Source organism: Pseudomonas sp. 9.2(2024), from assembly GCF_039695385.1.
GTDB classification, from domain to species: Bacteria; Pseudomonadota; Gammaproteobacteria; order Pseudomonadales; family Pseudomonadaceae; genus Aquipseudomonas; species Aquipseudomonas paraglycinae.
Genome location: NZ_CP155585.1, coordinates 1,828,906 through 1,841,976 on the forward strand (window position 1 = coordinate 1,828,906; position 13,071 = coordinate 1,841,976).

Genomic DNA, 13,071 nt, shown 5'->3' on the forward strand with positions numbered 1-13,071 from the left:
ATTGCACCCCCATGTTGCTCAGTTATCTACGGCTGGTGTTGTTTGCGGCGGGCCTGTTGATCGGTGTCCAGGTGCCGGGCTTCATCAACGATTACGCCAAGCGGGTCGAAGCGCACCTGATCGAGGCGCAGACCGGTCTGCGCGGCTTCCAGGGTACCGCCGAGCAGTTTTTCAAGGGTGATATCCAGGCGCTGGTCGCCCATTACCGTGCCAGCGAAGATCCGGTGTTTCGCAGTGATGCCGACAGCCTGAGCACCTTGCTCAACCGTCAGCTGGCGCTGGACAAGCAATTCCAGGCGATGCAAGGCCCGTGGTACATCCGCTTCCTGCAAGTGGTGCTGGCCGCCGACCCGGACATCCGCAAGGAAACCTGGAATGGCTACAGCTACCAGATCCTGCTGACGCCTGAAGCGATGATCTGGGGGATGAGCGGCGCGCTGCTGTTGTCGTTCGGTCTTGAATGCCTGTTCCGTCTGATCGACTGGGTGGTGCTGGGCGGCAAGCGCCTGCGCCAGAGCCGGCCGATCGAAGACCGGGATGTGCGCGGGCTCTGAGCCTTATGAAGATCGTTCCCACGTCGAGGCGTCGAACCGTCTGCGTGGGAATGCCTCAACGGACGCTCCGCGTTCGGCTTGCGAGGGACGCGGAGCGTCCCGGGCTGCATTCCCACGCAGAGCGTGGGAACGATCAACTTAAAGCGATGTAATCCTTGCCCACCTTGCGCGCATACCCCTCAAGCACCTGCTGACACAGCATCACAATCTCCTCGACCCATTCCACACCGACCCGCCATGACACCACGACTTGCAGGTTCGGTGGACGCTGTTCGATGTCGAGCAAAGTCAATTCCCCCCGCGCCAGTTCCTCGGCCACCAGCACCGGCGGCAACGCGCCAATGCCGAAGCCGTCGCGCAACAGCCGGGTAATCGCCGACACCGAATTCACACAATTCAACCTTGGCGCCAGCACGCCCTGGGCCTGCATCAGCGCCAGGATGTCCTGGTGCGGCCGGGAGTTTTTCGAGTAAGTGATGATCCGCTCCTGCGCCAGGTCGGCGAGGCTTTGGTAGTCGCGGTTGTAGATCGAATGGCTGGCGACGATCCAGCCGATGGGGTGGCTGGCCAGTTCGAGGCTGCGCACGCTTTCCTGGCGCACCAGATCGGTTTGCAGGATCAGATCGAGAAAGCCTTTTTGCAGCTGATCGCAGAGGTTCAGCGAGGTATCCGCCACCAGCTCGATTTCCACCCGTGGATACAGATCGGTCATTTGCGCCACCAACGGGCTGAGCCAGGTGTGAATCACCGTGTCCATCACTCCGATGCGCACTCGGCCGACCTTGCTCGATCGGGTCTCGATCGACTGCTTCAGCGCCTGCATCGTGTCGAGCATCTGCTCGGCATAGTCCAGCACTTTCAAACCTTCGGGCGTCAGGCTGACGCCGCGTGAATCACGCAGGAACAGCTTCACCCCGAGCTCACCTTCGAGCACCGCGATCCGGCTGGAGATCGAGGCCTGGGTGGTGAACAGCTTGTCGGCGGTCAGGCGAAAACTTTTCAGCCGGGCGACCCAGACGAAGGTTTCGAGAAACTTCAGGTTCATGGCAACAAATTTTTCTTATGTCTTGGGCAGGTTTTTATTCGTTGGACGCGACCGGGTGACGCACCCAAGAATCGACGCATCCGGTTCCCACGATAGGCGTCGTCGGAGCTTCGAACAAGACCAATAAAAGCCTGCGGAGACATGCCATGAGTGCGCCCGACACCTTCGACCTCCCCAAGACTGCGGCCCGTCCCGGCCCATTCGACTGGTATCGCAACATCAATCAGCAGGAGCGCCGGACCTTCTGGAGCTGCAAGATCGGCTACGGTCTGGACGGCATGGACACCCAGATGCTCAGCTTCGTGGTGCCGACCCTGATCGCGATGTGGGGCATCACCACCGGCGAAGCCGGCCTGATTCATACCAGCACCCTGATCGCATCGGCCATCGGCGGTTGGGTGGCGGGAATTCTCTCCGACCGCATCGGCCGCGTGCGCACCCTGCAACTGACGGTGCTGTGGTTTGCATTCTTCACTTTCCTTTGCGGCTTCGCCCAGAACTACGAACAGCTGTTGATCGCCCGCACCTTGATGGGCTTCGGTTTCGGCGGTGAATGGACCGCCGGTGCGGTGCTGATCGGTGAAGTGATCCGGGCCAAGGACCGCGGCAAGGCGGTGGGCATGGTGCAATCCGGCTGGGCCTTGGGTTGGGGCCTGACAGCGATTCTGTATGCGCTGCTGTTCTCGGTGCTGCCACCGGAAGACGCCTGGCGCGCACTGTTCATCCTTGGCATCGTGCCGGCGGTGTTCGTGATTTTCGTCCGCCGTCTGGTGAAAGATCCGGAGATCTACCGCGAAGCCAAAGCCAGGCAAACTCCGGACAGTCCGTCGAAGTTCTACGAGATCTTCGCCCCCGGCATGCTCTTCACCACGATCCGCGCCTCGTTGCTGACCACCGGCGCCCTCGGCGGTTACTACGCGATCACCTCTTGGTTGCCGACGTTTCTGAAGAACGAACGCGGCTTGAGCGTACTCGGCACCGGCGGCTATCTGGCGATGGTGATCATCGGTTCCTACGTCGGTTATGTGATCAGCGCCTATTTGACCGACCTGTTGGGCCGCAAGAAGAACTTCATCCTGTTCGCGGTCGGCTCGTTCACCATCGTTCTGCTCTACACCCAATTGCCGGTCAGCAACGGCGTGATGTTGTGGCTGGGCTTCCCGCTGGGCTTCTTTGCGTCGGGGATTTTCAGTGGCATGGGCGCGTTTCTCACCGAACTGTTTCCAACCCGGATTCGCGGCTCGGGGCAGGGCTTCTGCTACAACATTGGCCGGGCGCTGGCGGCATTGTTCCCGCTGCTGATCGGGCTGCTCAGCCAGAAAGTGCCGCTGAGCGTAGGCATCGGTGCCTTTGCGGCGGTGTCCTACGGGGTGGTGATCCTCGCGGCGTTGAGCCTGCCGGAAACCCGTGGCAAACAACTGGACGCGCAGTAACTGATAACCTGCGACAACGCCCTACGATAAAAAAAGACAAAAGCTACAGGAGTGTTCACCGTGAGCCGCCTGCTATTGAACTGTGACATCGGCGAGAGCTTCGGCAGCTGGACCATGGGTCTGGACGCGGAAGTCATGCCCTTCATCGATTGCGCCAACATTGCCTGCGGTTTTCACGCCGGCGACCCGAGCATCATGCGCAAGACCGTCAGCCTGGCCCTGAGCCACGGCGTGCAGATCGGCGCGCATCCGGCCTATCAGGATCTTGTGGGGTTCGGCCGACGTTCCATGGCTTACACCGCCCAGGAACTGCAAGACATCCTGCATTACCAGATCGGCGCCCTCGACGGCATTTGCCGTGCCCAGGGTGGCAAAGTCAGTTACGTCAAACCCCACGGCGCGATGTACAACGACATGATGGCCAACCCGGCGCAGTTGCGGGCGGTGATTCAGGCCGTCGCGGCTTACGATCGCAGCTTGCCACTGATGCTGATGGCCACCCGCGACAATACGGCCGCGCAACAGCTTGGCGACGAATACGGCGTGACCCTGTGGTTCGAAGCCTTCGCCGATCGCGCCTATGACAGCGCCGGCCGACTGGTCTCGCGACAACTGCCGGGCGCGGTGCATCACGATTCCGAAACCATCATCGGGCAAGCGCTGACCATCGCTCGTGGCGACAACCTCACGGCCAGCGACGGCAGCGCGCTGCACCTGCAAGCCAACACGCTGTGCGTGCACGGTGACAACGCCAGTTCAGTGGCGGCCGTGCAACGCATTCGTCAGGCCCTGAACGAGCAGAGCGCGCCATGAATCCGCGGGTGGAAGTGGTAGCGCTGGATTGCCTGATGCTGCGCCTGTTCGATGAAATCGCCGAAGCCAACATGCCGTGGATGCTCGCCGCCAGTGAGCGGTTGCGCACGGTGTTCGGCGCACATCTGATCGATCTGGTGCCGTCGTACACCACGTTGATGGTGCATTACGACCTGACCGAATTGAATCCGGGTCAGGCTCGCGAATTGATCGCCGAAGCCTTGATCGACCTGTCGCCGAATGCGCGCACCGGCGGCCAGTGTCATGTGTTGCCCGTGTGGTACGACCTTAGCGTCGGACCGGAATTGAGCCTGCTGTCACAACGCAGCGGTTTGGCGGTGGAAGAGGTGATCCGCCGCCACAGCGCCCGTGAATATCAGGTGTTCGCGCTTGGATTCGCACCCGGGTTTGCCTTCATGGGTTTGGTGGAAGAAGTCCTGGCAGCACCGCGTCTGAATACGCCACGCAAGAAAGTCGCCGCCGGCAGCGTCGGCATCGCCGAGCGGCAAACGGCGGCGTATCCGGTGGTGTCTCCCGGTGGCTGGAACCTGATCGGTCGCACACCGGCAAAACTGTTCGACCGTGAACGCGATGGCTACAGCCTCATGCAGCCCGGGGACACCGTGCGTTTCGAAGCGGTGAGCCATGCCGAATTCATCCGCCTCGGCGGTGACGACACGCCTCTGGAGGCCTTCGCATGAGCCGACTGACGATTGAAGCAAGCACGCCGCTGTGCTTGTTGCAGGACGCCGGGCGGTTTGGCGTACGCCATCTGGGCGTGACCCAGGGCGGCGCGGCAGATTGGCGGTCGATGGCCTGGGCCAACTGGCTGCTGGGCAATGGCCTGGACTTGCCGGTGATCGAAATCACCCTCGGCGGGTTCACGGTGGTGGCTGAAGAAGATTGCTTGCTGGCATTGGCTGGCGCCGACCTTGGCGCGCAGATCGACGGCGAGGCGTTGGCGCCGTGGCGCAGTTTCAAGCTGCGCAAAGGGCAGACCTTGAAGATCACCCAGCCGTTGCAGGGGGCGCGGGCCTATCTGGCGGCGCCCGGCGGTTTCAGTGCGCCAAAAGTGCTGGGCAGCAGTGCCACGGTGGTACGTGAGGAACTCGGCGGTCTCGATGGTTTTGGCTTGCCATTGGCCAAGGGCGCTTCGCTGAGTTATCAGGGCGAAACCTTATTGGTGCGTGAGGTCCCGGCGGAGCATCGACCGGACCTGCGTCTCGACGCGCCGCTCGATCTGGTGCTCGGCGCGCAGATCGGTCAGTTCAGCGGGCAGAGCCTGTTCGATGCATTCAACAGCGCCTGGACGCTGGACAGTCGCGCCGACCGCATGGGTATTCGTCTGTTGGGCACGGCGTTGCAGTATCAGGGCAAGCCGATGATTTCCGAGGGCATCCCGCTGGGCGCGGTGCAGGTGCCGCCGGACGGGCAGCCGATCGTTTTGCTCAATGATCGGCAGACCATTGGCGGTTATCCGCGATTGGGAGCGTTGACGCCGTTGGCGCTGGCCCGGTTGGCACAGTGTCTGCCGGGGGCGAAGGTCAGATTGCGCCCGGTGGTGCAGGATGTGGCACACCGGGAACACGTCGAATATCTAAAGCGCTTTACTTGATCGTTCCCACGTCGAATGCGTTTGCGTTTGATCGTTCCCACGCAGACGGTTCGACGCCTCGACATGGGAACGATCCGCTTACTTGGACAGAAACCGCATCCCTTCTTCCAGCCCGCGCAATGTCAACGGATACATCTGATCCTCGATCAAATCCCGCACGATATTGGTCGAAGAGGTATAGCCCCAGGTGTCCTTCGGGTACGGATTGATCCAGATAAGCTTCTTGTACTTCTCCATGAAACGCTGCATCCACACGTAACCCGGCTCTTCGTTCCAGTGCTCGACGCTGCCGCCGGCCTGGGTGATTTCATAGGGCGCCATCGCGGCGTCACCGATGAAGATCACTTTGTAGTCGGCGCCATACTTGTGCAGCAGGTCCTGGGTCGACGTGCGCTCGGAGGTGCGGCGCATGTTGTTCTTCCACACCGATTCATAAATGAAGTTGTGGAAGTAGAAGTACTCCAGATGCTTGAACTCGGTCTTGCAGGCCGAGAACAGTTCCTCGCAGATCTTCACGTGGGCGTCCATCGAGCCGCCGATGTCGAACAGCAGCAACAGTTTCACCGTGTTGCGCCGTTCCGGGCGCATCTGGATGTTCAGCAGCCCGGCATCCTTGGCGGTGTGGTCGATGGTGCCGTCGATGTCCAGCTCTTCAGCCGCGCCCTGACGAGCGAATTTACGCAGGCGGCGCAGGGCGACCTTGATGTTGCGGGTGCCTAGTTCCACCGAGTCGTCGAGGTTCTTGTACTCGCGCTGATCCCAGACTTTCACCGCTTTGCCCTGGCGCTTGCCAGCATCGCCGACCCGGATGCCTTCCGGGTTGAAACCGCCGGAGCCGAACGGGCTGGTGCCGCCGGTGCCGATCCATTTGTTGCCGCCGGCGTGGCGTTCCTTCTGTTCTTCCAGGCGTTTCTTGAACTCTTCGATCAGCTTGTCCAGGCCACCGAGGGACTGGATCTGCGCGCGTTCCTCGTCGCTCAGCGAGCGCTCGAACTCCTTGCGCAGCCAGTCTTCGGGAATCAGCGCCTGCAAGTGATCGTCGAGCTTTTCCAGGCCATTGAAGTAGGCGCCGAACGCACGGTCGAACTTGTCGAAATGCCGTTCGTCCTTCACCAGAATCGCCCGCGACAAGTAGTAGAACTCGTCCATGTCGGCGAAGGTCACGCGCTGTTTCAGCGCGTTGATCAGGTCGAGCAGCTCGCGCACCGACACCGGCACCTTGGCTGCACGCATTTCATTGAACAGGTTGAGCAACATGGCATCAGCCTCTTAGCGGGTGCCGCGACGGCTCATGAACGCCAGGCGCTCAAGCAGTTGCACGTCCTGTTCGTTCTTCACCAGCGCACCGGCGAGCGGCGGGATGGCTTTGGTCGGATCGCGTTCGCGCAGTACGGCTTCGCCGATGTTGTCGGCCATCAGCAGTTTCAGCCAGTCGACCAGTTCCGAGGTTGAAGGCTTCTTCTTCAGGCCCGGTACCTTGCGCACGTCGAAGAACACGTCCAGCGCTTCGCTGACCAGATCCTTCTTGATGTCCGGGTAGTGCACATCGACGATTTTCTGCAGGGTGGTGCGGTCGGGGAAGGCGATGTAGTGGAAGAAGCAGCGGCGCAGGAACGCGTCCGGCAGCTCTTTCTCGTTGTTGGAGGTAATGATGATGATCGGACGCTTCTTGGCCTTGATGGTCTCGTCGATCTCGTAAACGTAGAACTCCATCTTGTCGAGTTCTTGCAGCAGGTCGTTGGGGAACTCAATGTCGGCCTTGTCGATTTCGTCGATCAGCAGGATGACGCGTTCTTCGGACTCGAACGCCTCCCAAAGCTTGCCCTTCTTCAGGTAGTTGCGCACGTCGTGGACTTTTTCATTGCCCAGTTGCGAGTCGCGCAGACGGCTGACCGCATCGTACTCGTACAGGCCCTGATGGGCCTTGGTGGTGGACTTGATGTGCCAGGTGATCAGCTTGGCGCCGAACGATTCGGCCAGTTGCTCGGCGAGCATGGTCTTGCCGGTGCCCGGTTCGCCCTTGACCAGCAGCGGCCGCTCCAGGGTGATGGCGGCGTTGACCGCCAGCTTCAGGTCATCGGTGGCGACGTAGGCCTGGGTGCCTTCGAACTTCATCTGCTAATCCTCGAACGGTAACGCCGACCTGAACGGGCAGGGCGGGGGCGAAATAATCGGATGCCCGACTATAACGCGCGGCCCGGTCGACTGTGAACGCAGACGGCTTATTCAGTCTCTGAATGGGGCGTCACATGTTGACTCAGTTTCGGCCGAGAGCGAGTTGAGCAAGCGCGCTATCCGGCATCCGGCTTCGGCCGTTCATACCGGGCATTGAAGGCCTGGATAAATCCGTTGCGCAAAATCTGCAAAAACGCTTCGAACGCGTTGATATCCTGCTGGTGCACGCTGCCGCTGAGTTCGACCCGGGTGGCAAACTGGTTCTTGCCCTGGTTTTTCAGCACGGTTTCGGTGCCGCCGACCAGTGCTTCCCAGATCGAGCGGAAGATCCCCTTGTTCTTGTTCTCGACATCCTGCTGCCAGTTGAAGACGTCGACGTCGCGCAGCAGCGGTTTGATATAGCCCTTGAGCTGGCCCTTGTTGGCGGCGGCTTCGATGACCACGTCGCCGTGGCCGGCGTTGAAGTCGAACTTGCCGTAGGCCGAGGCGAAGTCGTTCATGCGCTTGAGTTCGATATCCCGGGCCCGCAGGCGAAATTCGAAATCTTCGAAATTGCTCAACGGGTCGAAGGTGGCTGTGGTTTCCAGCGGCGCATGGCCCAGCAGCAGGGCTTTACCCTCGAAGCGGGCGTCGCGTTTGCCCTTGGTGTCGACCACGTTGGTCAGGTTGAAGATGCTGGCGTCGACATTGGTCGCATTCATGTTCACCGGTGGTTTGGAGTTGAAGTTGCGAAAGCTGATCCGCCCATCGCTGATCTGCACTTCGTCGAGCGTGATAGGCAACAGTTTGCCCAGTTGCTCACGCCAGTCGGTGCCCTGACCGGTCTGGGAGTTCTGCTTGTTGGCACCACCATCGACGAAGTTCACCTGAGGTTTAAAGAATTTCACCTGTGCCACGACAGCATGGTCGTACCAAAGCGAGTGCCAACTGACAGACAGGTCGATAACCGGCGCATCGACGAATGGCACCGGCACCTTGCCGTCGGCTTTGACGATTTTCAGGCCATTGATCTTGTAGGCTCCGCGCCAGAGCGCCAGGTCCACGTCGGTGATCTGGCCGCGGTAGTCGCCCATATTGGCAAGCTTGTCATTCAGATAGTCGCGCACGAGGTAGGGCAGGGCGATATGCAGGGTGACCAGCAATACCACGATGGTGGCGAAAATCCACAACGGCCAGCGGTAGCGACGCTTCATGGCAACAAATCCCGAACGGTGTAAAGCGATTGACTGCCGCCTGCCGCAGACGTTCGGCCCGACTGGACTGACACGGGCAACAGGCTTACCTTGGAAGGCTGAATTCAACGCTGCACAAGGACCCAGCCATGAGCCGTATTTTTGCTGACAACGCCCATTCCATCGGCAACACGCCGTTGGTGCAGATCAACCGCATCGCGCCCCGTGGCGTGACCATTCTGGCCAAGATCGAAGGTCGCAACCCGGGCTACTCGGTCAAGTGCCGGATTGGCGCCAACATGATCTGGGACGCCGAAAGCAGCGGCAAACTCAAGCCGGGCATGACCATCGTCGAGCCGACCTCCGGCAATACCGGCATCGGTCTGGCCTTCGTGGCGGCCGCTCGCGGTTACAAATTGCTGCTGACCATGCCGGCCTCGATGAGCATCGAGCGGCGCAAGGTGCTCAAGGCGCTGGGCGCCGAACTGGTGCTGACCGAGCCGGCGAAAGGCATGAAGGGCGCTATTGAAAAGGCCAACGAAATCGTAGCCAGTGACACGGGCAAATACTTCATGCCCGCTCAGTTCGATAACCCGGCCAACCCGGCTATCCACGAAAAAACCACCGGCCCGGAAATCTGGAATGACACCGATGGCGCCATCGATGTGCTGGTGGCGGGCGTCGGCACCGGCGGAACCATTACCGGCGTGTCGCGGTATATCAAGAATACGGCGGGCAAACCGATTCTGTCGGTGGCGGTGGAGCCGGTGTCTTCGCCGGTGATTACCCAAGCGCTGGCAGGTCAAGAAATCAAGCCGAGCCCGCACAAGATTCAGGGGATTGGCGCCGGTTTCGTGCCGAAGAACCTTGATCTGTCGATGGTTGACCGGGTCGAGCTGGTGACGGATGACGAATCCAAGGCCATGGCCCTGCGCCTGATGCAGGAGGAAGGGATCCTGTGCGGTATTTCCTGCGGTGCGGCCATGTCGGTGGCGGTGCGTCTGGCGGAGACGCCGGAAATGCAGGGCAAGACCATTGTGGTGGTGCTGCCCGACTCTGGTGAGCGTTATCTGTCGAGCATGCTGTTCAGTGATCTGTTCACCGATCAGGAGAACCAGCAGTAAGGGCGCGTTGATTCAGGTCAGCCAAGGTTCAGGATCGTTATGTTAAGAAGTGCTTTGTTGCGCAATTCTTAACACTGAATCTTGAGTCGGGCGGGTTTTTCCCGGAGCCGGTAGTGTTTATCATGGCCGGCCGCCATCTCGGGTAAATGACATGGCGTGGCGTTGTCTTATTTCAAGGAGTTGTTGATGACCTTTTCGTTAGCCGCCAAGGTGTCGGTGTTGCTGCTGTTTGTGGGCAGCATCCTCTACGTGCATTTGCGCGGCAAGGCGCGTTTGCCGGTGCTGCGTCAGTTCGTCAACCACTCGGCGCTGTTCGCTCCATATAACGCCTTGATGTACCTGTTCTCCGGCGTGCCGTCCAAGCCGTATCTGGACCGCAGCAAGTTTCCGGAACTGGACGTGTTGCGCGATAACTGGGAAACCATTCGCGACGAGGCGATGCACCTGTTCGACGAGGGTTATATTCGCGCCGCCGAGAAGAACAACGACGCCGGTTTCGGCTCGTTCTTCAAGAAGGGCTGGAAGCGTTTCTACCTCAAGTGGTACGACAAACCGCTGCCTTCGGCCGAAACCCTGTGCCCGAAAACCGTGGCGCTGGTCAGTGCCATCCCCAACGTCAAAGGCGCGATGTTCGCGTTGTTGCCGGGCGGCAGCCATTTGAACCCGCACCGCGATCCGTTCGCCGGTTCCCTGCGTTATCACCTCGGCCTGTCGACGCCGAACTCCGACGACTGCAGGATCTTCGTCGACGGTCAGGTCTACGCCTGGCGCGACGGTGAAGACGTGATGTTCGACGAAACCTACGTTCACTGGGTCAAGAACGAAACCGACAAGACCCGCGTCATCCTGTTCTGCGACATCGAGCGTCCCCTGAGCAATCGCCTCATGACCCGCATCAACCGCTTCATCAGCGCCTGGCTGGGCCGTGCCACGGCACCGCAGAACCTCGACGACGAGCGCGTCGGCGGGATCAACCAGGCTTACGCGTGGAGCAAGAACTTCAGCGACAAGTTCAGCGGTGGGGTCAAACAGTGGAAACGCCGCAATCCGAAGGCCTACCGCGTAATGCGGCCGGTGCTGGCGGTGGTGGTGTTGACGTTGCTGGGGTATTGGCTGTTTGGTTGAGGCTGGAATTAAAAGCATAAAAAACCGCTCGTTTGAGCGGTTTTTTGTTTTCGGAATCAGGGACGGCCAGCAAGTAAGCTTGGTTCATCGATAGCGGTGCCGGTTGCAATGATCTGTAAGAGCCGTCGTTGACTGGCTGTCAGAACCGCCGGATCAGATTCACCCCTTATTGCATGCGCTTTTTTCTTCCTGGGGGATTTTTTTATTTCTTTGCGCATATTCCCACCTTGGTTGATCAATATTTGAGCTTTTTTCACAATACTGCCAATGATGCGGGCGTATTGCTCAATTGCCAGAACGGATAGCGGTGCAACACGGTTTTTCAATGGATGTGTTTCTCTTGGCCGCCCCTCCAGTCGTACGATTCGGATGCGTTGTCGACTTTTATTCGGGTTGGCGAAGCAAAGTCCGCACAGTTCAGATTCAAACCAGATTGCGATGTCGAGAGCGAGAGGTTCGCGCGCTTTCCATCCAATGACTTCTTCCCATGAAAAATGTGGGCTCTCCCAACACTCAAAAGCACTCAGTGCCAACGAGTCGATGGGTTCGAAACGTACTTTCGAAAGGTCAAGCGTTGTGGGGCCAGCCATCTCCAGGTCAATCTGGAGTTGAGTCGTGGCAAGGCGGGCAAGCTTCCTGGCTTGCGATTTGTACAACTGATACCGCAGATGATTCCGTTCCCTTGGCATTTGATCTCGCGCATTCCATGTCCCCCATCAATGGTCGTTGCAATTGCAAACGAGCCTATGCGCCTGCCTCCTGCCTGTCGCTACTGGCCCTTTGTCCAAGTCGTTGCAATCCATGTCCCGCGCTGGTTATAGTCGGCGCTCGTGAGTCCCACGACTCACCTTTCAACCCTTCAAAAAAGATCAGCCCAGATGCCTGCATCCTTCATCAACGCGGTACTCGATTCAGCGGTCAACGCTGGCGTCGTGCCGTGCGGGAATCAGCAGCCTGTGCAGATCAGTCATTACCCTCCACCTGTCAGTAGCACGCCGGTGTGCGCAGTCGTATCACCGCCGGGCGTTGGCGTTTCGGGCTGATCAGCGTTATCTGCTGACCCCTGTGCCCGCCTGAAAAAACCTACTGAATTTCAGCTTCGGCTGAGTTGGCTATTTGCCTGACTACAGGTGGTATTCATGTTTGTCCTTTCGAAAAAGTCCGCGCTCGCGGCGGCGTCCACGAGCCTGTTCGTTCTGCTGTGGAGCAGCGGGGCGATCTTCTCCAAGTGGGGGCTGGCCCACGCTTCGCCCTTTGCCTTTCTGCTGATCCGTTTTGTGATTGCCCTGTGCGGGCTGGTGCTGCTGGTGCCGTTGCTCAAGCTGAAACTGCCCAAGGGCGGCAAGCCGATGCTGTACGCGATGGCCACCGGCGTGGTGCTGTTGGGGGCTTATCAGATCTTCTATCTGCTGGCGCTGGATCTGAAAGTCACGCCCGGAGTGATGGCGACCATCATGGGCGTGCAGCCAATTCTCACGGTGGTGATCATGGAGCGGCAGCGCTCGGCGAGCCGGATGTTTGGGCTGGCGTTGGGATTGGCCGGGTTGATCATGGTGGTTTACCAGGGCATCGGTCTGGCCGGGATGTCGCTGGCGGGAATGTTGTTCGGGCTGCTGGCGCTGGCGAGCATGACCTTCGGTTCGATCATGCAGAAGCGCATCACCGACAACCCTCTCGGCACGCTACCGGTGCAGTATCTGGCGGGGCTGTTGCTGTGCGGGATCTTCGTGCCGTTTCAGCCGTTCCACTTCGAGCACAGCGCCGGTTTCATCGTGCCGGTGTTGTGGATGGGGCTGGTGGTTTCCGTGCTGGCGACGTTGCTGCTGTATCGACTGATCGCCCGGGGCAATCTGGTGAATGTCACCAGCCTGTTTTATCTGGTGCCGGCCGTGACGGCGGTGATGGACTATCTGATCTTCGGCAATCGCCTGGCCGCGTTGAGCGTGCTGGGGATGCTGTTGATCATCGTCGGTCTGGTGTTCGTGTTCCGTAAATCGGCGTAACCGCCGCGCATG

13 protein-coding genes are annotated in these 13,071 nt (G+C 59.8%); 8 read left to right on the forward strand and 5 right to left on the reverse strand.

Annotated features, from left to right (window positions below):
* Window positions 1–11 precede the first annotated feature (11 nt).
* Window positions 12–554 carry a DUF2937 family protein gene (locus tag ABFB52_RS08255; RefSeq protein WP_007956487.1) on the forward strand — a complete coding sequence of 181 codons (543 nt, stop codon included), beginning with the start codon at window positions 12–14 and terminating at the stop codon, window positions 552–554.
* Window positions 555–687: 133 nt separating this feature from the next.
* Here ABFB52_RS08255 and ABFB52_RS08260 read toward each other — a convergent pair whose 3' ends face one another.
* Entirely contained in the window at window positions 688–1,599 is a 912-nt protein-coding gene (locus ABFB52_RS08260; RefSeq protein WP_129972841.1) for a LysR family transcriptional regulator, read from the reverse strand.
* A gap of 146 nt (window positions 1,600–1,745) precedes the next feature.
* Here ABFB52_RS08260 and ABFB52_RS08265 point away from each other — a divergent pair, with 146 nt between their 5' ends.
* From ABFB52_RS08265 to ABFB52_RS08280, 4 genes are read left to right on the forward strand one after another with little or no spacing between them, the layout of a single operon-like run.
* Window positions 1,746–3,032 carry an MFS transporter gene (locus tag ABFB52_RS08265; RefSeq protein WP_129972840.1) on the forward strand — a complete coding sequence of 429 codons (1,287 nt, stop codon included), beginning with the start codon at window positions 1,746–1,748 and terminating at the stop codon, window positions 3,030–3,032.
* A 60-nt stretch (window positions 3,033–3,092) separates the two neighbouring features.
* On the forward strand, window positions 3,093–3,845 hold the full coding sequence (locus tag ABFB52_RS08270; RefSeq protein ID WP_085683100.1) for a 5-oxoprolinase subunit PxpA: 753 nt from the start codon (window positions 3,093–3,095) through the stop codon (window positions 3,843–3,845).
* Window positions 3,842–4,546 (forward strand): allophanate hydrolase subunit 1, encoded by a 705-nt coding sequence (locus ABFB52_RS08275; RefSeq protein WP_102685984.1) that lies wholly within the window; start codon window positions 3,842–3,844, stop codon window positions 4,544–4,546. The genes ABFB52_RS08270 and ABFB52_RS08275 overlap by 4 nt, the downstream gene beginning before the upstream one ends.
* The gene (locus ABFB52_RS08280) at window positions 4,543–5,460 is read left to right on the forward strand and encodes a biotin-dependent carboxyltransferase family protein (RefSeq protein WP_102685985.1); all 918 of its coding nucleotides are present in this window, start codon (window positions 4,543–4,545) and stop codon (window positions 5,458–5,460) included. The genes ABFB52_RS08275 and ABFB52_RS08280 overlap by 4 nt, the downstream gene beginning before the upstream one ends.
* 78 nt (window positions 5,461–5,538) lie before the next feature.
* On the opposite strand, the gene ABFB52_RS08285 is transcribed toward ABFB52_RS08280, so the two are convergent.
* From ABFB52_RS08285 to ABFB52_RS08295, 3 genes are all read right to left on the reverse strand, one after another.
* A complete protein-coding gene (locus ABFB52_RS08285; protein ID WP_016771218.1) occupies window positions 5,539–6,717 on the reverse strand; it encodes a VWA domain-containing protein in 1,179 nt (392 codons plus the stop codon).
* Between the two features lie 12 nt (window positions 6,718–6,729).
* Window positions 6,730–7,575 carry a MoxR family ATPase gene (locus ABFB52_RS08290; RefSeq protein WP_007911294.1) on the reverse strand — a complete coding sequence of 282 codons (846 nt, stop codon included), beginning with the start codon at window positions 7,573–7,575 and terminating at the stop codon, window positions 6,730–6,732.
* A 176-nt stretch (window positions 7,576–7,751) separates the two neighbouring features.
* Complete coding sequence (locus ABFB52_RS08295; protein ID WP_129972839.1) at window positions 7,752–8,828, reverse strand: DUF748 domain-containing protein; 1,077 nt, start codon at window positions 8,826–8,828, stop codon at window positions 7,752–7,754.
* 128 nt (window positions 8,829–8,956) lie between these two features.
* Here ABFB52_RS08295 and cysK point away from each other — a divergent pair, with 128 nt between their 5' ends.
* On the forward strand, window positions 8,957–9,931 hold the full coding sequence (gene cysK, locus ABFB52_RS08300; RefSeq protein WP_085747195.1) for a cysteine synthase A: 975 nt from the start codon (window positions 8,957–8,959) through the stop codon (window positions 9,929–9,931).
* Window positions 9,932–10,117: 186 nt separating this feature from the next.
* Complete coding sequence (locus ABFB52_RS08305) at window positions 10,118–11,056, forward strand: aspartyl/asparaginyl beta-hydroxylase domain-containing protein (RefSeq protein ID WP_085747194.1); 939 nt, start codon at window positions 10,118–10,120, stop codon at window positions 11,054–11,056.
* A gap of 56 nt (window positions 11,057–11,112) precedes the next feature.
* Here ABFB52_RS08305 and ABFB52_RS08310 read toward each other — a convergent pair whose 3' ends face one another.
* Window positions 11,113–11,646, reverse strand: a complete 534-nt coding sequence (locus ABFB52_RS08310; RefSeq protein ID WP_236189480.1) for a hypothetical protein — start codon at window positions 11,644–11,646, stop codon at window positions 11,113–11,115.
* Window positions 11,647–12,195: 549 nt separating this feature from the next.
* On the opposite strand from ABFB52_RS08310, the gene ABFB52_RS08315 reads away from it, so the two are divergent.
* Window positions 12,196–13,059 carry a DMT family transporter gene (locus ABFB52_RS08315; RefSeq protein ID WP_007956520.1) on the forward strand — a complete coding sequence of 288 codons (864 nt, stop codon included), beginning with the start codon at window positions 12,196–12,198 and terminating at the stop codon, window positions 13,057–13,059.
* Window positions 13,060–13,071 lie beyond the last annotated feature (12 nt).

Bases quoted from the DNA above. Each gene is read 5' to 3' on its own strand.
- ABFB52_RS08260 (WP_129972841.1), bottom strand. From the start codon at position 1,599: ATGAACCTGAAGTTTCTCGAAACCTTCGTCTGGGTCGCCCGGCTGAAA.
- ABFB52_RS08280 (WP_102685985.1), top strand. From the start codon at position 4,543: ATGAGCCGACTGACGATTGAAGCAAGCACGCCGCTGTGCTTGTTGCAG.
- ABFB52_RS08285 (WP_016771218.1), bottom strand. From the start codon at position 6,717: ATGTTGCTCAACCTGTTCAATGAAATGCGTGCAGCCAAGGTGCCGGTG.
- ABFB52_RS08265 (WP_129972840.1), top strand. From the start codon at position 1,746: ATGAGTGCGCCCGACACCTTCGACCTCCCCAAGACTGCGGCCCGTCCC.
- cysK (WP_085747195.1), top strand. From the start codon at position 8,957: ATGAGCCGTATTTTTGCTGACAACGCCCATTCCATCGGCAACACGCCG.
- ABFB52_RS08315 (WP_007956520.1), top strand. From the start codon at position 12,196: ATGTTTGTCCTTTCGAAAAAGTCCGCGCTCGCGGCGGCGTCCACGAGC.
- ABFB52_RS08305 (WP_085747194.1), top strand. From the start codon at position 10,118: ATGACCTTTTCGTTAGCCGCCAAGGTGTCGGTGTTGCTGCTGTTTGTG.
- ABFB52_RS08275 (WP_102685984.1), top strand. From the start codon at position 3,842: ATGAATCCGCGGGTGGAAGTGGTAGCGCTGGATTGCCTGATGCTGCGC.
- ABFB52_RS08295 (WP_129972839.1), bottom strand. From the start codon at position 8,828: ATGAAGCGTCGCTACCGCTGGCCGTTGTGGATTTTCGCCACCATCGTG.
- ABFB52_RS08310 (WP_236189480.1), bottom strand. From the start codon at position 11,646: ATGGCTGGCCCCACAACGCTTGACCTTTCGAAAGTACGTTTCGAACCC.
- ABFB52_RS08290 (WP_007911294.1), bottom strand. From the start codon at position 7,575: ATGAAGTTCGAAGGCACCCAGGCCTACGTCGCCACCGATGACCTGAAG.
- ABFB52_RS08255 (WP_007956487.1), top strand. From the start codon at position 12: ATGTTGCTCAGTTATCTACGGCTGGTGTTGTTTGCGGCGGGCCTGTTG.